This is a genomic window from Pedobacter anseongensis (genome assembly GCF_037482965.1).
Classification (GTDB): Bacteria; Bacteroidota; Bacteroidia; order Sphingobacteriales; family Sphingobacteriaceae; genus Pedobacter; species Pedobacter anseongensis.
In genome coordinates this window covers 397,211-421,760 of sequence record NZ_JBBHKB010000004.1, presented here as the reverse complement: position 1 = coordinate 421,760, position 24,550 = coordinate 397,211, and the positions used below count along the sequence as shown (strand labels likewise).

General features: G+C 35.6%; 17 protein-coding genes and 1 pseudogene. 8 read left to right on the top strand and 10 right to left on the bottom strand.

Annotated features, from left to right (window positions below; genetic code table 11):
• Window positions 1–133: 133 nt before the first annotated feature.
• Window positions 134–1,300, top strand: a complete 1,167-nt coding sequence (locus tag WG904_RS15925; RefSeq protein WP_339580327.1) for an alginate lyase family protein — start codon at window positions 134–136, stop codon at window positions 1,298–1,300.
• A gap of 97 nt (window positions 1,301–1,397) precedes the next feature.
• Window positions 1,398–1,574, top strand: a pseudogene (locus tag WG904_RS19660) (hypothetical protein); the annotation flags it as partial.
• Here WG904_RS19660 and WG904_RS15920 read toward each other — a convergent pair.
• Window positions 1,539–1,925, bottom strand: coding sequence for a VOC family protein (locus WG904_RS15920; RefSeq protein WP_339580326.1), 387 nt, complete (start codon window positions 1,923–1,925; stop codon window positions 1,539–1,541). The pseudogene WG904_RS19660 and the gene WG904_RS15920 sit on opposite strands and share 36 nt — an antisense overlap.
• A 26-nt stretch (window positions 1,926–1,951) precedes the next feature.
• On the bottom strand, window positions 1,952–2,935 hold the full coding sequence (locus WG904_RS15915; protein ID WP_339580325.1) for an aldo/keto reductase: 984 nt from the start codon (window positions 2,933–2,935) through the stop codon (window positions 1,952–1,954).
• A 94-nt stretch (window positions 2,936–3,029) separates the two neighbouring features.
• Between WG904_RS15915 and ku the strand changes: the two genes are divergently transcribed.
• A complete protein-coding gene (gene ku / locus WG904_RS15910; protein ID WP_339580512.1) occupies window positions 3,030–3,800 on the top strand; it encodes a non-homologous end joining protein Ku in 771 nt (256 codons plus the stop codon).
• On the opposite strand, the gene ligD is transcribed toward ku, so the two are convergent.
• From ligD to WG904_RS15880, 6 genes are all read right to left on the bottom strand, one after another.
• Window positions 3,797–6,436 carry a DNA ligase D gene (ligD, locus tag WG904_RS15905; protein WP_339580324.1) on the bottom strand — a complete coding sequence of 880 codons (2,640 nt, stop codon included), beginning with the start codon at window positions 6,434–6,436 and terminating at the stop codon, window positions 3,797–3,799. The genes ku and ligD overlap by 4 nt on opposite strands.
• Before the next feature lie 110 nt (window positions 6,437–6,546).
• A complete protein-coding gene (locus WG904_RS15900; RefSeq protein ID WP_339580323.1) occupies window positions 6,547–8,937 on the bottom strand; it encodes a GAF domain-containing protein in 2,391 nt (796 codons plus the stop codon).
• A 12-nt stretch (window positions 8,938–8,949) separates the two neighbouring features.
• A complete protein-coding gene (locus WG904_RS15895; RefSeq protein WP_339580322.1) occupies window positions 8,950–12,540 on the bottom strand; it encodes a BamA/TamA family outer membrane protein in 3,591 nt (1,196 codons plus the stop codon).
• 2 nt (window positions 12,541–12,542) lie between these two features.
• Window positions 12,543–13,433 carry an SdiA-regulated domain-containing protein gene (locus tag WG904_RS15890; RefSeq protein WP_339580321.1) on the bottom strand — a complete coding sequence of 297 codons (891 nt, stop codon included), beginning with the start codon at window positions 13,431–13,433 and terminating at the stop codon, window positions 12,543–12,545.
• Window positions 13,417–15,459 (bottom strand): polyphosphate kinase 1, encoded by a 2,043-nt coding sequence (ppk1, locus tag WG904_RS15885; RefSeq protein ID WP_339580320.1) that lies wholly within the window; start codon window positions 15,457–15,459, stop codon window positions 13,417–13,419. The genes WG904_RS15890 and ppk1 overlap by 17 nt, the downstream gene beginning before the upstream one ends.
• Before the next feature lies 1 nt (window position 15,460).
• Window positions 15,461–16,687: a Pycsar system effector family protein gene (locus WG904_RS15880; RefSeq protein WP_339580319.1), complete on the bottom strand. Its 1,227-nt coding sequence runs from the start codon at window positions 16,685–16,687 to the stop codon at window positions 15,461–15,463.
• Between the two features lie 254 nt (window positions 16,688–16,941).
• On the opposite strand from WG904_RS15880, the gene WG904_RS15875 reads away from it, so the two are divergent.
• The 4 genes from WG904_RS15875 to WG904_RS15860 all read left to right on the top strand — a co-directional run bounded on the left by WG904_RS15875 (window position 16,942) and on the right by WG904_RS15860 (window position 21,527).
• A complete protein-coding gene (locus tag WG904_RS15875) occupies window positions 16,942–18,096 on the top strand; it encodes an alginate lyase family protein (protein WP_339580318.1) in 1,155 nt (384 codons plus the stop codon).
• Window positions 18,097–18,142: 46 nt separating this feature from the next.
• Window positions 18,143–18,625: a TspO/MBR family protein gene (locus WG904_RS15870; RefSeq protein WP_339580317.1), complete on the top strand. Its 483-nt coding sequence runs from the start codon at window positions 18,143–18,145 to the stop codon at window positions 18,623–18,625.
• Between the two features lie 68 nt (window positions 18,626–18,693).
• Complete coding sequence (locus tag WG904_RS15865) at window positions 18,694–21,003, top strand: patatin-like phospholipase family protein (protein WP_339580316.1); 2,310 nt, start codon at window positions 18,694–18,696, stop codon at window positions 21,001–21,003.
• The gene (locus WG904_RS15860; protein WP_339580315.1) at window positions 21,000–21,527 is read left to right on the top strand and encodes a hypothetical protein; all 528 of its coding nucleotides are present in this window, start codon (window positions 21,000–21,002) and stop codon (window positions 21,525–21,527) included. Before WG904_RS15865 ends, WG904_RS15860 begins: the two co-directional genes overlap by 4 nt.
• A 135-nt stretch (window positions 21,528–21,662) precedes the next feature.
• Here the strand turns inward: WG904_RS15860 and WG904_RS15855 are convergent, their stop codons facing one another.
• Window positions 21,663–22,781, bottom strand: a complete 1,119-nt coding sequence (locus WG904_RS15855) for a DUF3500 domain-containing protein (protein WP_339580314.1) — start codon at window positions 22,779–22,781, stop codon at window positions 21,663–21,665.
• A 439-nt stretch (window positions 22,782–23,220) separates the two neighbouring features.
• Between WG904_RS15855 and WG904_RS15850 the strand changes: the two genes are divergently transcribed.
• Window positions 23,221–23,628 (top strand): hypothetical protein, encoded by a 408-nt coding sequence (locus tag WG904_RS15850; RefSeq protein WP_339580313.1) that lies wholly within the window; start codon window positions 23,221–23,223, stop codon window positions 23,626–23,628.
• A gap of 209 nt (window positions 23,629–23,837) precedes the next feature.
• On the opposite strand, the gene WG904_RS15845 is transcribed toward WG904_RS15850, so the two are convergent.
• Window positions 23,838–24,512 (bottom strand): DUF2461 domain-containing protein, encoded by a 675-nt coding sequence (locus tag WG904_RS15845; protein WP_339580312.1) that lies wholly within the window; start codon window positions 24,510–24,512, stop codon window positions 23,838–23,840.
• Window positions 24,513–24,550 lie beyond the last annotated feature (38 nt).

Below are 24,550 nucleotides of genomic sequence, written 5' to 3'. Positions count from 1 at the left end.
AACAAGAATGCGAATTAACCGTATAAAAAAAGTTTATAACAATCTATATATCAATATGTTATGCTTAAATAAATTTGTTATCTCATTTATTATTACGCTATATTTAGGCTAACCTTATATAAAACCAATTGATATGTACGTAACCAAGTTTTCGAAATTGCACTTTTGCATTGCGATTTTAGCCCTACCCTTTAGTTTTATCACCTGTAAAAAGAAAGTAACCGAAACTAAAATAACGCCTATCCCAACAATAGTTTTACCCGCAACTTCTTCTACATTTGATTTTGTTCACCCTAGCATCTTAACTACCAAAAGCAGTTTAGATCTCATTGCAGCCGAAATTGAGGCAAACAATGCCGAACGTTCAAATGCCTTTAAAAAAATACTAGACTACACCAATGTTGCCAGTCGATATCCTACTTCGTTCCCTTCCATAGTAATTGTAGGCTCAAATGGAGCTACCACACCGTCGAAAGACCAAATTAGGCAAAATGCTGAATTAGCCTATGCAACTGCTCTACGATGGGCCGCAACGGGCGACTCTAATTTTGCAAAGCAAACTATTGCTATTTTGAATGGTTGGGCATCTGCATTTCAAGCATACGATTTATTGGTAAATCCAACTAGTCCTACCAATCCAAATCAACCTTCTTTAGAAGCATCGTGGACTACACCTACTATGGTTGCAGCAGCAGAAATTATGCGTTACTATAAGCCCAAAGGCGCTTCATCGGGCTGGCTAACAGCTGATATTACTAAATTTGAAAGTTATTTAACTAAATTGCTTGTTACCATCAACAAAACTCCTGTGTATAACAATAATTGGAACGTTTCTGCTGGCTATGCTAAAATGACGATTGGTATTTTTCTGAATACTAAAACAATATATGACGAAGGTGTAAATTATATAAAGAAGTATCTTCCAATAGTAATTAGTGTTGATGGAACCATCGACGAGTTGTGCGATCGAAAAGATTGTGTACACTTTCAATACTCATTAACTGGATTTACCTATGCTGCAGAATTAGCTAGAATTCAAGGCGACGTTTCAATTTATACCTATGGGAACAATTTGATAAGTTTAGGGTATAATTTTATGAAGAATGCATACGACCGGACGGGATGTAATTATTGTTCTACTACCAGTCCGGTATTTCCAGGTACAGAAGTTGCGTATAATTATTATAAAACACCCACACTTAAAGCCCTAAGAGAATTACAAGCTCCTTTAGCGTTGCCCAATGATAATACTTTTTTAGGATTTACTTCGTATACACACTTCAATGTTAAATTGAACTAGCCAATAATAAATAGTAGAAAACGAAGCAACATTTCGTAAGGTTAAACGACTTTAATGTATAAGCTATTAATCGAGCAGAAGCTGGAAAAAAGATAGCAGCCTGCTTAATGAAGGAAATTTTACTTTTAAAGGAATACTTTCATTGCCTACCGTTGCGAGATTATCTTATGCAAAAGGCGCTACACAGATTATTCTCGAACCTTCTACAATGAATGTAACCATTAAAAAGGTTAATATCCTATCCTTCAAGATCTTTAAAAATAGTTTCGATTAATATGCCCCTCGGCGTTCGCAAAAATATTCTTCTGATGCTTAGCTCAGGTACATCCATAACCGAAAATTGGATGTTTAAATCAATCAGCTTTTGCTTGAAACTATCGTAATTTTTCAATACGAAAGCCGTGTGATCAATCGCTTCGGCAGCGTCATCTTGCCGATCCTGCATTGTAGGCTGACTTTGGATAATGTGAATTAAAGGCCAATTATTGTGATATAACCAATACCCATCTACAGCAGCTGCAATCGTTGCTGGTCGTGGTCCCTCAACCAATTCGAAAATTGCGATTAAAAAATCTCGCGTTTGTTCGAGATGATTAGTGCGAAAAGTAGTGTGATCAATATGCATCTAACTGTTTTTTTAGCTTTTTTTGGTTAATAATGACCTCTAATCTGATTCTTTATCTCTTCGTTATATAATTTTCGTAGCGCTTGGTGAGTTCCAAAGGCCAAGCTGGGTAAATTCGACGCCTCAACATTGCTAGCTACTTGACTAATTTTTGAAGCACCTGGAATTACCGTGGTTACCTGTGGATGATCCAATATCCATCGTAATGCCCATTGTGCAGTGCGTTCATCGGGAAGTAAATGTTGTATCTGCTTCGTTAAACGGATGCCCTCCTTAAATTGAACACCCGAAAATGTTTCACCAGCGTTGAACGATTGTCCGTCGGCATTAAAATTTCGATGGTCTTTAGTACCAAATGTAGTTTCTTGCTTAAATTTCCCACTTAACAACCCACTCGCCAAAGGTACGCGTACAATCAAGGCCACTCCTTTTTCGGCAGCTTTTTCAAATAATTCATCAGCCACATGTTGCCTAAACAGATTAAATATGATTTGCAGCGATGCTAAACCTTCCTGTTCTAAACAAATAAAAGCCTCTTCGGTAGTTTCTACACTTGCTCCAAAATAGCGAATTATGCCTTCTTGCTGTAGCTTCCGTAAATGATCGAAAACTTTACCTGAACGCATTTCATCGGGCGGAATGCAATGAAGCTGTTCTAAAAATAATTGCGATTGGCCTAAGTTTTCGAGCGAGCTTTCTGCTTGGCGTTTCATGGCATCATAATCAAAATTCTGAGGCCATCCATAATTTTCATCACTTCTTCTACCTTGTTTGGTAGCAATGAAAATTTCTTTATTTAAAGTTTTTAAAAATTTTCCAATTATCTTTTCACTTAGTCCTCCCCCATAAATGTCGGCTGTATCGATAAAATTGCCTCCAGCATCGGTATAGGTTTGTAAAATGCTTAAAGCAACCTCTTCATCAACATTACCCCACTCAGCACTACCAAGTTGCCAAGTACCAAGCCCTACATCGGCAATTTTCACGTCTTTGAAAGATCTATAGTTCATTTTTTTCTTTTAATAATTTAATAAAAAGTGTTAAGATAAGTTAATTTTTATAGTTAAAAGCGAAACTTTCTAATTCAATAATTGTTTTCCTATGATGAGATCAATTTGGAAAGGTTCAATCGGCTTCGGCCTCGTTAATATCCCAGTTAAACTATACTCTGGTGTACAAAATAGTAATCTAGATTTAGATATGCTCGACGAACGGGATCACGCCAAAATTAAGTTTCAGCGGGTAAATGCCGATACCCATAAAGAAGTACCTTATGAAAAAATCGTTAAAGGATATTTGTTAAAAGACAATTATGTTATTCTTGATCCTCACGATTTTGAGGAGGCTGCGCCCGAAAAGAACAAAATAATTGAACTCGAAAACTTTGTTGATCTTAAAGACATCAATCCAATCTATTACGAAACCTCGTATTATACTGAACCCGAAAAACAAGGCACCAAAGCTTATGCTTTATTGTTAAAAGCACTCGAAAAATCAAAAAAGGCGGGAGTTGCCCGGTTTGTACTAAGAAATACTGAAAATTTGTGCGTTATCCACCCAATGGACGGGATAATTGTCATTACAAAAATTCGGTTTCAAGAAGAAATACGCAGTTTGAGTGATCTTAAAACCGTAGGTAACATAAACATCTCCAAAAAAGAAATGGATGTAGGTATGGCTCTAATTAAGCAGTATAGCTCAGATTTTGATATTTCGGCATTTAAAGATGAATATAGTGTTGAACTCCTAAAAATTATAAAAGCTAAATCGAAAGGCAAACGTGTTGTGGTTAAAAAGATGAAACCACAAAAGGCTACAAGTGATAATTTATACGACCAGTTGATGCAAAGTTTGGGAACCAAGAAAAGAGCTTAGCGAATCACCTTCCTTAAATCAATCCCCTTTCCCAAAACAGGCTTAAACAAATCTCCTGTGCTTTCTATTCGTTCTAAGGCATTGAAAATTGTAAAATCTTTCATCTTTAATCCCTTTTTAACCTCGTCCCAAGCCAGGGGCATTGATACGGTTGCACCAGGTTTAGGTCGCACAGAATACGGTGCGGCAATGGTAGCAGAGGCCCTGTTCTGCAAGAAATCGAGATACATTTTCCCTTTTCTATCTTTCACCGTTCGCTCTAAACTAGTATACTTTGGCAATTCACGGTTAACTAGCGTAACGATTATTCTAGCAAATTCTTTAGATTGTTCATAGGTATATTTTGCACCTAAAGGGATGTAAATATGCAAACCTGTTGAACCGCTCGTTTTGCAATAACTAGGAACTCCCATATCGTCTAAAATTTGCCTAGTTACTTGAGCAGCTTCAATTACCTGGTTAAATGAATTCCTATCTGGATCGAGGTCGATAATACACCACGTTGGATAATCAGGCTTTTTAATCGTACTGTTCCAAGGATTTATTTCAATACAACCTAAACCTGCCATATAAAGTAAAGTAGCCTCATTATTCCCCAAAAGAAAATGTTTTTCTTCATCACTATCTTCTGTATGGTATAAATACGTATCCATCCATTCGGGCACTTTACCGGTTACATCTTTCTGGTAAAAACTTTGCCCATCTATGCCATTAGGGTGACGATTAAGGGACTGTGGTCGGTTCTTCAAATAGGGTAAAATATAGGGGGCAACTTGATAATAGTAATTAATTAACTGTCTTTTTGTAATCTTGTCAACTGGCCAATAAATTTTATTTAGGTTGGTAAACTTTAACTCATGATTATTTACTTTCCGTACTTGAGTTTCGTCGGTAGGATTTAATAAAGTTTTACGCGCACCTTTTTTTTCGGGCTTTATATATTTGTTTTTAATCACTTCTTTAACCTCTGCTTCTTGTTCTAATACCACTTCCTTTGCATTTTTATCTTCACGCATTCCTTCAAAAGAAGGATGCCGCATTACGTTATCGCTCGTCATCTCAGTAAAGCTTACTTCACAAATCAGTGTAGGTTTTAACCACTTTGCTTTAGCGTGAGGGGGATTTGGTCTGAAGCGACTTGGTTTATTGATATCAGGTTCTTCATCAAACGGATGTTTATTTGTAATTAATGGCTCAAATAAAGTAATTAATTCTTTTTGTGTTTGAATTGTAAAACCAGTTCCAATTTTACCCGTATAAATTAATTTTCCTTTGTCATATACTCCAACTAACAAAGCGCTAAATGGCTTGGGGGAGTCATCATTTTTTGTAAAACCCCCGATTACAACTTCCTGTCGTTTATTGGATTTAATTTTTAACCAATTTGCTGTTCTTCTGTCTACTTCATATACACTATCCTTGCGTTTGGCCATAATGCCCTCTAGGCCCATTTTCTTAGCGGCCGCTAGGAATTCAGTACCAGAAGTATCGAAATCTTTGCTCATTCGTATTAGCGAATTGTCTGGGATAAGTTGAGCGAGAATGGCTCTTCGCTCTACCAAGGTAAGTGCTTTCAAATCGTAACCATTGTACCATAAAATATCGAAAACATAATACAGTAACTCGCCATCTGCCTCGCTTCGCCAGTTCTGCAAAGCACCAAAATTGGCCATTCCTTTTTCATTAACCACCACAATTTCTCCATCTACAATTGCATTAATTTTCCAGTCTTTAATCGCGTTAAATATTGGATAAAATTTCTCTTCAAATGGTTTGTCGTTACGGGATTTTAAAAACTTCACCTTCTTATTCATAAAAGCAATGGCACGATAGCCGTCCCATTTAATCTCATACAACCATTCATCATTATCGATGGGCTTCTCAACTAAAGTAGCCAAACTTGGTTTAACCTTTTCGTAAAAGACGCTCTTGACTGCCTTTTTTAATATCGATCTTTTTGATATTGACTTTTCAACAGGTTTGCTGTGGTCTAATTTCTTCGCTACTTTTTTAACAATATCTTGTGTCGATTGCTCTTTTTCTTTTCCGTAAATAATCTCGCTAGTTTTTTCAATTTGCGCAATAGTTTTTTTAGATCGTACGGATTTATCTTTTTTAAGGATGTCGTCTTTACTTGCGTATTTATCGTTGTGCTTAATAAGTAGCCAAGAATTTTCGCCTTTCCAATTGGTTTTTACGAGAGCAAACTCTCCCTTTAATTTTTTACCATGTAACACAATTTTTAACGACCCTGCTTTTAACTGTTTAAGTAAGTGTTTTTCTTGCAACTTAATATCACGTATTTGTTCTAATGGTTCATATACACCTTCATCCCAAACCATGACGGTTCCACCACCATATTCTCCTTTTGGGATAATGCCCTCGAAATTTCGATAATCATAAGGGTGATCTTCGACCATCATTGCTAATCGCTTATCTTCGGGATTTGTAGAAGGCCCTTTCGGAACTGCCCAACTTTTAAGTACACCGTCCATCTCTAAACGAAAATCGTAATGCAGGTGTGATGCATCGTGTTTTTGAATAACGAACATTAATTCTTTAGTGGTACTTTTTCCACCTTGTGGCTCGCTAGTTTTGCTAAAGCTCCGCTTCTTTTTGTAGGCTCTTAAACTCATTTTCCAAGGCTTTGATATCACACTAACAACCCTGAAAAAAAAAAGTTTACAAAAGCCTTAATAAATGCAGTTCCCTATATAATTTGAACTCATATTGCCTTCACAATAAATTAAATAGAAATTGACCTTTTAACTTTTGCCCATTGCTCATCAAAAAAATCACACGACATGTAGTTAACGCCTACCCGCAAAGCTTTTAATCCACTCACACCTTGTAATTCTTCGAGTTCGAGTGTTTCTAAGTTATCTTGTAAAAAGCCTTGTTCTTGTAGATATTTAATATATTCTCTGTATTCATTTGCTTCGTAGGTATTAAAATAAACCAAAGCAATTTTACCAGGTTGGGTTAATCTTTCGTCGGTTCCTTTAACCATTACCTTATCTATTCGTTTTTTAACAACTTCGTAACGAATATTATAGGCCCCTTCTACATCAAACCTACGTTCATCATTCCTAAAGCTTATATCAATCGGATTAGAGTGAATAAAAATTAATTGTGTGGTTAATAACGCTCTGGGCATTTCACTTACCAAACCATTGGTTAATCTAGCCACCTCAACCATAGCGGTTAATTGCCAAAGGCGGATGTTTTTTAAGTACAGAAGATCAAAAGGCCTATCTGGAGCAATATCTTGTCCAATGTAAATATCATACTCTACTCCATCGGTTCTAAACTTTGCAAAATAACAAGGATAGGATGCTTGAAGCGTGTGTTGTGCTTCTTCGAAATATTCACTAACCGCATTATTTATAAATTGCATCGATGTTTCTAAGGTTCTCCTATTTTCAAAAGCCTCTCCGTGTTTTGGATTAATGAATTGAAAATATTCTTGAATAATATCTGCAGCACTTTTATGCCCTTTCTCTATATGTTTAAGAACCGGATATACTTCTAATTCGAAGAATTCATTTAAAAGGGCTTCCTCACTAGAGCTGATAAAGTCGTCTATTTTTTTGATCCAATCTTTACAATTAAATAAAATTTTATCGATAAGGTCTAGGTGTACAATAATCTTAAGCTTAATAAGGGTATCGCTTAATTTTTCTAATTGGATCTTTAGATCTGCCTGTAAAGCGTAGTTTCTTTCTACAGTAGAATTTCGAATATCGATTGCTCCAAAAAGTGGATAAAGGCCTTTAAAGGTAACCGTATCTATATCTTGAGTCTTCTTTTTACCTTTGTTCTTTTTTAGAAAATCCCAAACAACTTGATTAAATTTCCATTGTACAGAAGGTTGCAACGCGGTAAATTTATCTTTTAGAACTTCGTCCATTTGAAGATTAAATTCTTCAATTCGATATTGTAATAACTGCCCCAAAAGTGGTAAGGCGGTATGTAATTTCGAGATTAACTTGTCGTCTACTTCTAAATCCTCTTTCGAGTAAATTTCCATTACACCTGCAAGTTGATTATTGTAGTAAATTGGTAAAAATGAGTACGAACGAACATCATTTTTCCTAAGTACATCTAAAAACGGAAATCGCTGAACCACCTCATCAGTTAAGTTGTTAAAGAAAATAGGGCGTGGATTTTCTTTGTAATCTTCTACTAAAGCATAAAATGTTTCTTCCTGTAGTTCATGCTTTTTCCCTGAGTTAATTAATATACTTTGGGAATCTTTTGCATTATCAAAAACAAATTTATTGTTTACCGTTAAAAAGGGCAATAAACCAAATTCGATGTGCCCATCGCCAGCTAGAGTTTTTAAAGCCTGTATAACGTGTTCGTAAGCTTCGTTTTCATAGGTATGATTTACCAATGCATTTCTTATGCCTTCTATTGCATGTGGTAAGGTAACATCGGCTAAAGAAATTACAGTAAACCCATCGAACTTAAATTTATTTAAAGGAAGAACTTCTTGTAAATATTCGATCTCTGTGCCCTCTTGTACTTGCGCAGCTATTAATTCGAAGTTTAATTCTGGCAGTTCGCCTTTATAGGTAATATTGATAAATTGGGTGTCGGCATTAATATTATAATACTGAGTTAATTGGGTATCTGGATTAGTATAAGCGTATAGAATATCGTTTTTTTGAATAGAGGTATAATTAAAGAATCGATTTAAAATCATTCTGTAAATAAACTGCAGTTGTTGCCTTTCTTTCGTTTCTTCGTTTTCGGTACCATTTAATTTCTTTTGCTCGCTATGTAAAGAAAGTACTTCGAAAAAAGCATCGGTACTAAAGAATATTTTGTCTGGCACAGGAGTACTTAAAGCCCACATTAAATCTTTCTCATTTGCCATTAAAGGCGTTAGGATGGTATAAATTAACTCTAAGGTATCTTTGTGCTTTACTAAATCGTCTACATCAATTTCGTTTTTTAAGGTTTCCTCTCGTTCAATTTTTTCTAATAGAAAGCGATAAAACTCTGCCTTTAACGTCTTTTCCGTTTTAAGCCTGTCTTTTAAATACGTAATTAAGGGTCTAAACGACAGGGTAGCTTCAACCTGGCAATTTATACACTCATTTCTGTTAATTTGAATTACGCTCGTGTTCATTTCACTTTCTTGTTAATACCTAAAACTCATCGATACATAGGGGTACCAACCTTCGTCTGATTTTCCCATAACAAAACGGAATATAGCTAATGAGGCTGGCGCAAAATATATACCACCTCCTACACCATGATGCCATAAAGCTGATTTTTCGTTAGTTGCCCACACTCTACCTACATCATAAAAACCAATTAAGCCTACCTGCCCAGGCAGAACATAACTAATAAAGTCGCCGAGTTTTGCCCTTAACTCTAAATTGTTATAGAAACTATGATGTCCAGCAAAGCGGAATTGTCTATAACCCAACAAATTTCCTTGGCCGCCCAAATATAAATGCTGATAAAATGCGGGTTTACCTATGGTTATGCCTCCGCCAAAACGATCGGCCAATACCAGCTTAGCTCTTCCATCTAAATTCTTATATAAAGAAATATCGCCTGTAAATTGTCCATATGAATTTGCATACTCATTTAACCCTTTAAAAATAGACCATTTAAAATCTACATAACTCCCTAAAGTTGGTAAAATATCGTTATCTCTCGTGTTATTTACGAAATTGGCCACCACACCACCATACCATTTATTTTGAGCAACAATTAAACTGTCGCTTGAGTGTAATTGCGATGGAAGGGTAAGTATTCGGCCGGCATTATCTTCAGAATCATATTTATACAAATGAAAGCTTGGCCCGATACTAAAAGTAGATTTCGGCCTGCGCCAGCGCAATGCCGACTCTATCTGATAGATATTAAATCGTGCTCGATAATACCTTAACCCATATTCGTTTTTAGTTTCGTTACCAACACCAAAAAAGTTCTGCGTATTATCAGGTGCGTAAGCATCTGCTTTTAAGGTAATATCAGCCTTGCCAATGGCCTTTAACCAATCGCCTCGATAATTAAATCGAAAGGCCGTAGTGGCAAATGAATGAAGAAAAGAAAATTTCTGCGAATTGCCATAAGGTTGTTTTCTAAAGCCTGGATTGGTTATCCGGTAGGTTATTCCCATTAGTAAACCATCGTCGTTATTAAAACCAGCATTCAAGTTTAAGGATGAACGGCTGTACATATCTTTTCCTAGAAAGCCCACATTCGCAGTATCAATCGACATCTTTTTGCGCAAACGATCTTGATCTGATCCAGTAAACGTAGAATTACCGTTTCTACGACCAAAAAGTTGAACGGTAGCTTTACTGTTCTCCACATCGTACGTTTTCCTTCCCCCTCCGGCTATAATTCGAAGTTTAATTGGCGCTGTTTTATTGTTCAGCAAAAGACTGTCGTTTCCATCTTTCACGTACAAACGGATTTCTTTTGTAATTGATGGATCAAAGGTACGGCTAAAAATTTCTTCTTTAATATCACCATCTTTAGCAATCTTATTAATTTTTACACTTAAATGTTGATTTGCAGAATCGGTTATCAACACCCTTTCGTTTTTATTACTGGTTTGAATATCTACAATTCGATTAAAGAAATGATAGTAATCGTTCATCAATTTTGGCATCGAGGCTCTTCGCTCTTTTAAGCGCGCTAAAAATTGATCGTGACGAAGGGTATAATTGGGCTCTGGCAAATTCTTTAATGCTTTTTCAAAAACATCGTCTGTTAACTTGGCGCAAAAATCTAGTACCAATTTATCCCATTCTTGCTCAGTAAACTGCGACATTAATCGACTATTCATGGCTCTTCCTTCCCATAAAAACCAATCAATATTTTGAATTTCTCGTTCGTAGCCCTGCATCATCGGCAAAAGTGAGGATGACTGCGCATAACGCTGGATAAAGCCATCAGAACTGTAAAAAACTTGGTCACGATCTCTTGGAACGGCAATGTAGCGCTTTCCTTTTTCGGTTTTCTCTGGATACCATCGCCATTGATCTTCGTGACGGTCCCAATCTCCCACCATAATATCTAATGCCCTTGCACGTAATAAGGATGCACCATCGTAAGTATTATCATTATCCTCATCCAGCTTCCTAAACATTTTTCCGGTATTATCCGATTCGCCAAGGGGTTCGCGCTCTTCGAACAAACAAAGTGTGTTTGCAAAACCAGCCATATATTCGCCAAGTGCAGGATCTGGGGCAACCCAACCAATTATAGGCGTACTATGCGGTACATTAACCGCTTTGGCTAATGTGGGCACAATTAGTGCCCCAAAGGGATGCTGTGCCGACATGTTATCTTTAATAATATCTTTGGCAAAAGTTTCTCGTAAACCTTGCGGTAACAATACTTCCGGATATTTTTCTACACTTCGCAACACATATTCCTTGCCTTTCTTATCTTCTAAACGCAGTGAACGCGACTGATTGCCTCCACCCACTTGAGTAGGCTTTAGTCCACCTTTTAATTTAGAAATTCGTAATACAGGAAATCGAGTTTCCATGGCATAATCCTTTCGGTAGTTTTCACCAAAAAGAAATCGATGCACTTTTCCAACGCTATCATAAGAGGGATGAACTCGGATACTAATGCTATCGCCTTTTATGGGTTTATATGCTATAGGTACTTTTGCAGCCAGCTCTTTATAGGGTTGTGTATAACTAAACACTTCTTTTACACCTGAGTCGATATATACAAAGTATTTATAACGCATATTGTTATTAATTAACTGATCGGCAATAACGTATCCTTGGCGTTCTTCTTGAAATAAAGAGTTCTTTCCCTTTTTATTGGCAGTTACTTTAGCACCAGACCCACTTACAATTTGAAGTTGATCACTTTTAATAAATTGCAATCCATGTTCATGTCCTGCCGCATAAATAATATTTGGCTTTTTGCCAAATATCGCATTTACACTTCTTATCATGTCTTTGTAAAGCGGATGATTAAGGTCTTCCGGACTTAGTAAAGTAGAACGCAATGCCGGGTACACAGAGCCCAATCCTGGTAAAGGGATATATAAACTATGATTGAGTGAAGTTAACGGGAATAGGTGGTTTCGTAACGTAAAGTATCCCCCATGTGCACCATAACTTTGAAAAGGATGATGAGATGCTAAAATGATAATTTTATTTCTGTTTTGCTCAAGTAAATCTTCCATCCGCTGCAGTACCTCATCTTTGGTTTGGCAATCGCAATCGGGATTGGCTTTATTGTATGGAAAAAGAAACCATTCGCTATCATAGGCAATTATAGTTAACTTATCGGTAAGTTGTATGGCTACTGGGTCTGGACAACCATTGGCAGGAATCATTTTCAACATCTTATCGTTGAATGAGGCTAAATAATCGCTCTGCGCTTGTATTTTAGCTAAACCATTGGGTCCCGATTTATCCCAATCGTGATTACCAGGTATAAAATAAACTGCCGAACCTGCATCACGCATCGGTTTAAACTGCGATTCCAATATTTTTGAAGTTTCTTCGAAGCTACCAAGCCCAGGAATAGCCATCCCCACTGGATAAATATTATCGCCTAAGTAAAGTGTAGATGTTTTTCCTTTAATCACATGCTTAGCCGCATTTTTAAGCGATTGAGCCTGACCATCATTCATCTCCCCAGCATCGCCAATTAAGATAACCCGGTATTTTACTGAATCTTGAGCATGAATACTGATAGTGATAAATAAACTTATAACAAAGAGTAGTCGTTTTAACATATTTATTTCTTAATCACAGGTTTATAATCGAATCTTAAAATATTACCCACTTCTGTTTCACTGCCTTCATTAGAAATATAAAGATTTCCATCTTTATCGAACGCCATACCTTCGGGTTGATTAAACACGTTGGCACTTAAATGATAAGCATTTTTTACCTGCCATTTGCTGTTTAGCACAACAAGCACTTTATTAACCGAAGAAACAATATACCACTCTTTGGTAAGGGGATTTAAAGCTAAACCAGATGGGTGAAAGTCACCCTTCTTTTTACCGGTTAACTGATCAATTTTACTAGCATCTACTTTAAAAGTTCCTTTTGCTTTTAAAGAGCCATCTTGTTGAAAGCTCAAAATATACCCACTCGTTAATTTACTATCCTTATCTTCTTTGCAATTTTTACATAAAAGATAAACTAGACCCGTTGCCTCATCGGCAAACATCCCTTCGTACTCTCCTTTTGGCACCAGATCCATATTTTTTTTTACATTGTCTGTTTCCTCTTTGGTAGTTTCACTTAATGGAAAGGAATATAAATCGCCATTGCTTTTTAATAGAATTGCCCAATTGTTAATAATAGATACGTCTTCGTAATCGCCTTTTCCTGCAAATTTAGTCTTGGTGTCGTCTTTCGTGCCAAGTGGAAGTTTGAATAATTTCCCATCTTCATCTTGCTGCGCGTAAACGATAGCATTATTTCCCTTATTAAATGCTATTCCCGAAATCTCCTGCAAAATATCTGGCATACTGTATTTCTGAGGATTATTTAAATTATAGCCTGGGGGACCAATTACAGCTTTTTCTTTCTTGCCTACGCATGAGATGGCAATAAAGCTTACGATCAGTGATAAAGCGGCAATCCCTAAAATCTGTTTATTATAATTCTTTAACATGAGCTTTATTCTTTAATAATTCATAGATACGGTATTGTGATTGCACTGGTTTACCTTTTGTTACAACAGGAATGTTAATCATTTTGTCATTTATTTCTACTGCTTTAACATTATCCGATAATTGAAGTTTTAAAATTGATTTAATTTCTAATTTTATATCCACATCAAGCACAGGAAAACAGACTTCAATACGGCGATAAATATTTCTATTCATCCAATCGGCAGAACCCATATACAATTCTTCATTACCCCCGTTGTGAAAAACAAATATCCTGCCATGTTCTAAATACCGATCTACAATTCGTTTAACGATAATATTTTCGCTCATTCCAGTTACTCCAGGTACTAAACGGCAAATACCCCTGATAATTAATTGTATGGTAACTCCCGCCATAGCGGCTTCATACAGTTTGTTAATCATTGTTTTTTCTTCAAGGTTATTTAGTTTAATGATAATTGAGGCGGGCAGGCCTTGCTTTGCATGTTCGATTTCTCGATCAATCAACATTAAAAACCGTTGCTGTAAGTTAAACTGAGCAACTAATAAATACTGAAAGGAAATTAAATCAGGATCGGCAGGCTTTATTCGTTTTGCTAGAAACATAAAAAGCAATTCCACTTCTCTTAATAATGCTTTGTTGGCCGTCATCACAATGTGATCGGTATAAAAATTAGCTGTGGTTTCGTTAAAATTACCAGTCGCCAAAAGTCCGGTATATATAGTGCGCAAATCAACCTTCCTTTTTACAAGGGCTACTTTGGCATGTACTTTTAATGCGGTAACACTATAAATAATGGTTACCCCAGATGCTTTCATCTTCTTTGCCCATTTAATGTTATTCGCTTCGTCAAAACGTGCTTTAAGCTCGACTAAAACAAATACATTTTTACCGTTTCTTGCTGCACTAATGAGGGCATTTACAATTTTAGAATCGCTGGCCACACGATATAAGGTTACATAAATTTCTTCTACTCTTGCATCTGTAGCTGCTTCGTTAAAAAAACGTAAAACACTATTGTAAGATTGGTATGGGGGGTTAATAAGAATATCTTTTTCTAAAATCTGCTCATATAACAATTTATTTTTCGCTAATGGCGGATGATTGATCTTCGTCCAATCTTTATTTTCAAGCTGCTCATTTCGTATTGGAAAGCTAGCGAGATCTTTTAAATTATGGTATCTCCCCCCGGCAACTTGATTTGCTTTTTGAAGGCTTAACTTTTCAATTAACAAATTCATCACCTCTTCTGGAGCACCTGGTTGATACAAAAACCGTGTGGCTATTCCGAAATCTCGCTTTTGCAATTGTTTTTCTATCTGTTCAGCAAGGTCTTTTTTATACTCGTCTTTTAAATCAATTTCGGCCGTTCTCGTAATTTTAAAACTATAACAACCCGCTACCTCTTCGTCTGGAAATAGAAAATGAAGGTTATTTCTAATTATGTCGTCTAAAAAAACAATGTGCGTTTGTGCTTTTTTAGTAATTTTATAAAACCGAGGTAGGTTACTAGATGGAATATTTAAGATTACTACTCGCGCAGGTAATGTAATTAAAAAATAGAGCTCATTATTATTCGGGAAGAATGTATTTTCTTTAGCATTAAGGTCTACTGGTTGTAAAAATGCTAAAACCTGACTTAAAAAATAACGGCTAATTTCTTCATTCAATTCCTCTGGTAGATTTCGGCCATAATTAAAAATTACATCTTTATCTTTCAATTGTGGAATGATGGATTTCCGTAAAATCTCACCATATTCTTGTTGCTGATGATGAATCATCTCGTTAGCAATGTCTAATAAATCATTAGGCAGAGAAATACGGTTCTTTTCTTTTTTACTGAGTTTCGTTAACGCCAATAGAACTGGCATTCTTACCCTGTAAAATTCATCCAGGTTTGACGAATAAATTGATAGGAATTTTATCCGCTCTAATAAAGGCACATCCACATTTGCGGCCTCCTTCAAAACACGTTCGTTGAACGAGAGCCAACTTAAATCTCTATCAAAGAAACTATTTTCGGCCATGTTAAGAAAGTTTACCGTAGGCTATATAAGAAACTACATAAGCCAGTATTGCGGCAATAAGTCCAAACATGAATATATTATAGGCAATTCGTATGAGTTTATATTTACGACCCAAAACTACGCCTTGCGAGTATACATCAGTTATTAACGTACCGTATAAGAACTCGTTATCGTTCATTACCTTAATCATCCCTTTAGAATAATCGCTAAGAGACATTTTATAAAAATTACCAAAAAAGAGAAGATTTACTTTTTTACGCTCAAGATCATTATCTGAAAAAACACCATCAGGAATTGAAGGACGGGTAGCTAAAATGGAGAAAATAATTGCACCTAATGCAACCATCAATAAAATAAATGTTGGGATAATTAAAAAGGCATTATCTTCAAGCCTTCTCAGCACCAAACTTACAATCAGTGACAGGATAATTGAGTTCACGGTAATTAACAGTTGTGCCTTATTATCGGCCATATCACTTAAACGCTGGTTGTTTGAAGAGGTAATGCGAAACATGGTTTCTATTCCTTTATCCGGACGTTTTTTGTCCTTTTTGGGCAGTAATTTCTCTGCATTCTTTACACCTACGCTTGCATCGATGGGCAAAGGTTTAAAATCCTCTTTCTCATCTTTTATTTTGCTTCTTAATTTATCTATATTCTTTTGTTTTTGATCGTTAAGCAACAACATGCAGTAATCAGTATGGTAATTTTGGCTTTCGAGAAATTCAACGTCACGTATGCGCCATTCTTTTTTACCTGTATCTGTTCCATAAAGCAAGGCCATTTCTTTGTGCATCAATTTACGTTTATTGGTAAATTCTTCGGTGCCTAAATGAAAAAGATCCCCATCACACAAAATATTTTCGAGCAAGTTTGTCGGTCGTTGAGGCATTTTAGTCGATAAAATTACTTGCATTACCGAATCCCTTACATCAGCGGGTACATCTTGCTTCTTCAAGAACTCAACGGCTAAGTCGCCACCTTTCTGCTCATGATTTTGAATATCTTCAAAGTAACCAGTATCATGAAACCAAGCACCAGTACATACAATAAAAAAATCCCTATCATTTAATTGATAATGATTTGCAATTTGCATCGTGGCCTTTACTACACTCTGGGTATGATCTAGGTTGTGATAAACTAATTTGGCATCGTGATGTGTATGGAAATAGTCTAATACAAAGTTTTTAACTTCTTCTAGTAGGTTTTTATAGTTTAATTTGGCCATATTAATAGATTTTCTGCCTTTGCATCTAATAATTTACATATTTACGAAATATACTAAATATTTAATCAGAGCATATCAATAACTTTATAAAATGAGAATTGTTTGAGGGACCTTAGCTTTCTAAACACAGAGAAACGGAGAATTCACAGAAAACGAGTTTATTTTTAGCTTTAAGTGAACCTTGTAATCGACCACCTCCAAAACCTCTGTGAAAACTGTGTGTCTTTTTTAAAAAATAACCAAATATGAATCCAATGAAACCACTTTTTCTGCTTTTAACACTCGCACTATGTGCTTTTAAACCCGATCCTTCATTTAAAAAAGTAGTGGTTTCCACCTTAAAAAACCAAGTGCTAAACGAAGCCAAATGGGCGATGCAACAGCTACCTATTACCGTTACCGCGCATAATTCGGAAAGAAGTACAGGCGGCAAAAATGACTTTTATTCTGAGGGTGATTATTGGTGGCCTAATCCCGAAAATCCTGATGGACCTTATATTCAAAAAGATGGATTAACTAATCCGAAAAATTTTGTTGCACACCGCTTGGCAATGATTCGTTTTAGCCAAATTATTGGCGCACTAGCATCTGCATATGAGTTAACTGGTGACGATAAATATGTAAAGCAAGCAGTAAAGCATATCGATGCCTGGTTTTTAAATCCTTCCACCTTAATGAACCCTAATTTACAATATGCGCAAGCTATTAAAGGAGTAGCTACTGGACGTGGAATTGGAATTATCGACACTATACAGCTCATGGAAGTGGTACAAGGCATAGTCGCAATGCAAAAATCTAAAGCACTACCAACGCAAACCCTTGATGGCACTAAAAATTGGTTTTCGAACTATTTAAATTGGCTAACCACCCACAAATATGGTGTCGACGAAATGAATGCCAAAAATAACCACGGCACCTGCTGGGTTATGCAAGTGGCTTGCTTTGCTAAATTTACACAAAACACAGCGTTGATAGAATTTTGCAGAAAACGTTTTAAAGAAGTACTCTTACCCCAACAAATGGAAAAAGATGGAAGTTTGCCATTAGAACTTAAAAGAACCAAACCATATGGTTATTCTATCTTTAATTTGGATGCACTTACTACTATTTGTCAGCTTTTAAGCACGCCAAAAGATAACTTGTGGGCCTATAAAACACCAGAGGGTTTAGGAATTAATCAAGGCGTGCTTTTCTTATATCCGTTTTTAGCCGAAAAAGAAAAATGGCCTTATGCCAAAGACGTAATGTATTGGGATAATTGGCCCGTAGCACAACCTTCGCTTCTCTTTGCTGCATTAGCTTATGGTGATAAAAAATTTTTAGCAACTTGGAAAAAAGCAGATCACCAACCAAGAAATGAAGAAGTAATACGGAATTTGCCAGTGAGACATCCTTTAATCTGGTTGTAAACAACTTCTATTCAATTTTGTTATTACTATATTAGCTCCCTTAATTATGTCTACTAAAAAATTTCAGTTCCTACCATTTATCATCTGCTTGCTAACTCCTCTTACGATTGGAGCAATTGGTGCCTTTTTAACGTTTGAATCAGTTAAAACTTGGTATACTACGTTGAATAAGCCTTCATTTAATCCGCCAAATGCTATTTTTGGACCGGTTTGGACTACCTTATATATTTTAATGGGAATATCATTTTATTTCGTTTGGCAAAAGCGCAAACTAGTAGCTGATTACCGTTGGGCATTATTTATTTACATTTTGCAGTTGTTCCTAAATTTAATGTGGTCTTTCTTATTCTTTTATCAAAATCAAATCGGATTTGCACTCGTAGAAATCGGAATTTTACTGTTAACCATTATTGCTACAGCATTTATATTCTACCGAATTGATAAACTCGCCGGTTTGCTGTTTATCCCCTATATTTTATGGGTTAGTTTTGCTTCGTACTTAACATATAGCATTTATATTTTGAATTAAGCGATAAATTTTTTGTCATAAATCACATCATCAATACGTTATTAAAAGAAATAACGATATTTTTATAGATGATGTTTCGCAAATGCTTATTTCTTTTAGCTCTTATATTTTTTGCGCTTCAACTTAATGCGCAAAAAGTAGGCTTGGTTTTAAGTGGTGGAGGAGCAAAAGGCTTAGCACACATAGGCGTTCTTAAAGCGTTAGAAGAAAACAATATTCCAATAGATTATATTACAGGAACTTCTATGGGTGGCATTGTTGGTGCAATGTACGCCGCTGGATACTCACCCAAAGAAATGGAGAAAATAGCCTTAAGTAGCGATTTTCAAGACTGGGTAGGCGGAAGATACAGTAGCGATTATAGCTTTTACTATCAAAAAAACAACAGCAATGCCTCCATATTAACCGCTAAACTATCGGCCGATACCAGTTTAAGAATTAGTTTTAGACCGAACCTTGTAAATGATATTCCCTTAAATTTTGCCTTACTAGAACTTTTTGCTCAAGCATCTGCTATTGCGAAAGATAATTTCGATAATCTATTTGTACCCTACCGATGCATGGTTTCTGATGTATTATCACAAAAAAGCATTGCCGTTAATAAAGGGAGCCTGGCCGAAGCGGTAAGAGCCACTATGACTGTGCCTTTGGTGTACCGACCAATTAAATTAGACGAAAAATATGTATTTGATGGTGGCCTTTACAACAATTTCCCAGCTGACATAATGAAAGAACAATTCAAGCCAGATTTTATCATCGGCGCAAATGTTTCATCAAAAATATTTAACGAATATCCAAAAAACGATGATCGATTGATGAATCGTTTCTTGGTGTACATGTTTCTATCTAAATCGGATTCTACATTAGTGGGTAAAAATGGCGTATATATTCAGCCTGCTCTGGCCGATTACACCACCACAAATTTTGCTCCCGTAGCAGAACTTATTAAACAAGGTTACGATGCTACCATGGCCGATATGGAAAGGATTAAAAATTCTATTTCTCGTAGAATAAGCGAACCAGAACTCTTGGCAAAGCGGAATGGCTTTAACGAACGTAAACCCAATCTCATGTTTAGTACGGTAAGCGTAACGGGTGTAAATACACAGCAGAAAAAATACATCGAACGATTGTTCAAAAGAGATCAGGCTACATTTAATATGACAGATATTAAGCAAGGTTATTATAAACTAGTGGCCGACGAAACCTTCGAAACCGTTTACCCAAAAATATCTTATAACCAATTAACCGATAGTTATAATTTTGAAATCGTAGCGCAACCTAAAAAAAGCTTTAAAATAGATTTCGGTGGAAATATTTCTTCTCGACCAATAAGTAATGTGTATTTGGGCCTACAGTATAATTACTTAAACAAGAGGGCATATACCTTTGGGACAAATTTTTACTCTGGCCGATTTTATGAATCATTCCAATTAAACGGCCGGGTAGATTATCCATCGGCCTTGCCCCTTTTCTTAGCTGCCGAGTTTACATATAACCATTGGAACTATTACAACAATAGTGAGATTTTTATCGAAAACCCAAACCCCACCTACATCGAACAAGCCGATCGAAGCATTGATTTAAAAATGGGATTTCCGCTAAATAAAAATGCAAGAGTTTCTTTGATAAACTCATTTATTAACAATAGCGATAACTACAGCCCCACAAACACCTTTAACGTTGGAGATATATTAGACCGAACAGTATTTAATGGTCTAAAAGCAAGCTTAGTATTTGAGAAAAATTCCTTGAATAGAAAGCAATACGCTAACCGTGGACAAAGTTTCTTATTAAGCATTAATTACACCACTGGAAAAGAAAATTACACACCAGGAAATAGTTATAGTTTTGCAACGGTCAAGCCCACAGTATTTAGGCAGTTTAGAAGTTGGCCTTCTTTGAAAATAAGCGATGAATATTATTTTTTTCATAGCAAAAAATACACTGCTGGTTATTTAATTGAAGGCGTTTTATCAGACCAGCCTTTATTTAACAACTATTACGCCTCCCTACTTTCTGCACCAGCATTTTATCCGCTACAAGATAGTAAATCGTTATTTCTTCATAACTTTAGGGCAACTAGTTACGCTGCTGGTGGAATAAAAAATATTTTTAATCTCAAAAAAAATTTCGATTTAAGATTAGAAGGATATTTATTCATACCTTATAGAGAATTTGTACAAGCTGGTCCTGAAAACGTTTCTTATACCGATGCATTTAGCAAATGGCGATATGCAGGTACAGCTGGTTTGGTTTATCATACTCCGGTTGGGCCTATTAGTTTAAGCTATAATTTATATGATGATGCCATAAAGAGAAATGGCATTTTGTTACATTTGGGATATTTAATTTATAATAAACGATCTATAGAATGAAATACATTTACCTATTTGTGCTGTTATTTAGCTTTAATACTGGCTTTGCACAAAGTTCTAATATCAATAATTTTATAGTTAAAGAAAGTCTTCTCAAAAATAGTAAACTCGCTATTATCGCAGCAGACTCCCTCGATCAACCTTTAGAAAGTATTAATGGAATTTACACCTTTAGTGTAAGTGGTTTTAGCCAGGAAATAACTTTTGCTAATGGCGTAGCTATTTTACCTTTACAAATAAACAAATCAACCTTCGTTTACTTTAAGCACGAAAATGATAGTGGCACACATAGCAAATTACTTTATGTGATTAAAAAAAATGGCGACTTAAAGCCGATTACCATAAGTATAATTTTTTTAATACTTATTCCCTTAATTATTATAATTCTCGCTTTTGCCTTTAAAAAGTTCATCTACATTGCGGTTATTTTGCTATTAATATTTATGTACTTTAACCATAGCAACGGACTTAATATCTCAACATTTTTCGAAACCACGATTGATTACCTCAAAAACTTAGTATAATTTTTAGTCCGAAAGTCAAAAGATTGGGAGATTTTGTAACGCGCTATTAATCCTATGATTTTAGTAATCCTAGCAAAAAAAAAAAGCAGTAACCTATTAAGTTACTGCTCTATAAACTCATTATATAACTATTTACTAAAGTCCATTATAATCTCGAGTGTGATCTCTATAAATAGTTTGATATTGCACATCATTTGTAAATATTGTTCCTTTTTTAACCATAAATTCTATCCACACACTTGGTCCATCAATGCGAACATAGTCGCCATCAGCCATTAAAAATGAATTTGGATTACCTGAGTTTGCAGTAGGGTTACCACTATACGAAATGTAAGTATCGGCCATTTCTGCTGTATAAATATTTAATAATCTAGTTTTTAAATCATAGCTAAAATCATTTAACCATGGATGTAAAGCCAAAATGAAGTTGTTTTGACTTGCTGAGCTTAAAGTGCTCATTTTAACTCCGGCTCTAGTGGCAGGAAATTGGCCGTCTTTACCAGCTCCTAACATTAAATCTGTCATAGGTGAAGCTAATTTTGCAGATGCCAACTGTGCAGTTGATAAAGAAGCCAATAAAGTAGTCATCACATCATGCTCTTGTGCTAATGGTGCATAATTGACGCCACCAAAATCCCATGATTTAGGTTCTGTACCTTGTAACGAAGGTGAACCGCTAACCGCTACCCCATCTTTATAAGTAATGTTTTGTGCATAACCATGTCCCCCAAATTGCAACATCCAAGTGCCCTCTAATGCAGGGTCGCCTAAAACTGCAATCGAGTATTTTCCTGTTCCATAAGCAGAACCACCAATCGAACCTAAATAGGCATCGCCTAAGTTAATTTGATTAAATTCATCCCAACCTTCGTTTACAGTTATGCCGGCAGCACTAGAAATAATAGATTTTGCAGCAGAAACTTGAGCTGGTGTTAAGGTGCTAAATTCTACTCCATTTCTAAGGGTTATGCCACCCGTAAGGCCCGACCATTTTACAGCGTTAGTTTTTGATAACGGGATTTGTAAGGCAGAAGCTTGATCAGCAGTTAAACTTGCTTTAAAGGTTTGAACGAGGCAAGTTACTTTAGCAACATTTCCTGGAGCCGAACAAGGGTCGACAGCCGCTGCCGTCACGCTAGAGTTTTTTGAAATTCCATTTTTTTGATCAGCAGTTGCCGAGGTTTCATTTAAGCTATCTTCTTTGCAGGCAGAGAAGCAAACCAATAGTAAGAGTAAAAAAGATAAATTTTTCATGTTAATTATATTAGGTTAAACATTAATTAGCGGTATTGCTATTTTTACTACTACTACAATCGACGTAAGTATTTGGTTTTCAAAAAGAAAAAAATATTTGTTAACGGCTTAGGATTTTAAAGAAGAAACACATTTTGTTTCAATAAATATATTTATCGATTTGCGATCGCTGTTCATCGATATCCAACACCTGTATAGCAGGCTAATCCTAAGAAATTAACTTTATTTTAAAAAAAGAGTGAAGCCAAAATTGCTTTGAAAAAGCGGGTATGATTAAGGTTGACGATACTTCAACTACTGATGGGTTAAATAGAAATAAGCAGAAGTTAAATATAACTAATTGAAGGTTAAAATTGCGAAAATCCTTGTATATACACTATTTTCTTTAACTTTGAAGCTATTATATTAAGCAAAACAAACATCATCCTAAGCGCTCATCATGATAAAAAAAATAGTTCTAATCCTAGTTCTGATTTTTGCCTATGGCTTAAGCAAAGTTTCTGCACATTATGGCCAATATACAGGGTGCCTTTCCGCAAATACTCAATATATTTATTATACGTCTTATGGAACTTATAAGGGCGTTCCAAACTTCAATTGGGATCAGGGTTATTACGACGGTGAAAGGATAGCCTTATCAAACACCTATTGTTCTAATGTATATGGAGGTAACAATAGCTGTAGAATAAATGGTAGCGGTAGCGGTAGCACGTATGGAAAACTTGTTACTTTCTACTTTTTTCCATGCCCAATAGACGATTATATTCCGTTACTTTTGGTGGCCATTGGAGGTTTTGGCTTCTTAATTTTAAGAAAAAGAACCACAAATTCCTTTTTTTATTTATAATTTATCCACCAAAAAAATGCCTCTAAACATGCTAAATCCCATAAAATGAAAAATGTTAGGTATAAAAAAATAAATAATTTAAAAGATAATATGAATCTGAAGTAAAAATATCATAGATTTGTTTTATACTTTTAATATCATAAAAACCATAATCTTAATTAAAGGCCTTAATCTCACCAGTTAAGGCTTTTTTCATGAATCAGATTTTCTTAGATTTCTTCTCCATTTAGATCTGTTGTAAGAACATTGCTCATGTAATTAAAAAATGGAAGCATCGCTTTAAAAGTATCATCTACTTTTTCTACAAAATCATCATTTAACACTTCTACATCTGTAAACCGCTTTATTAATAAGAACTGCTTATATTTTAATAAATCGATCGCAGCATGATTTGGATCAAAACCCTTTGGTGCAATTTTGAGCTGATTACCTGCTAACTTTCCAAAATTTTGGATAAAAGTGGTGGTTGATATAATTTCCCTTAGCGTATGATCATCTAATGCGATTTCTTCTCTTATCCTTTTCAAATCTCTCGCATTTGGACCCCAAAATCCTCCTGCTAGTAAACTATTTCCTTTTTCAAGATGAAAATAGTATCCTCCCCTTCTGAACTTACTAGCGCGCCTAAAACCACCTCCCCAATAGGTTTGATAAGGAGTTTTATCTTTCGAGAAACGAACATCCCGGTAAATACGGTACAAACTCCTCTTTCCACTTGGTGTTTCAATTACATCATGCTTGTTTAAGTTAACTAGTATTTTTTCAGCAAATGCTACCACATTAGCCTGCTCTTTCTCAAATTCGGCTTTGTTGGCATTAAACCATTCACGGTTATTATTGTTGCTTAGTGTAACTAAAAAATTGAGATTGGAAGGGTAAATCATAGCATGGCAAATCATATTTTGAATTTCAAATTTAACTA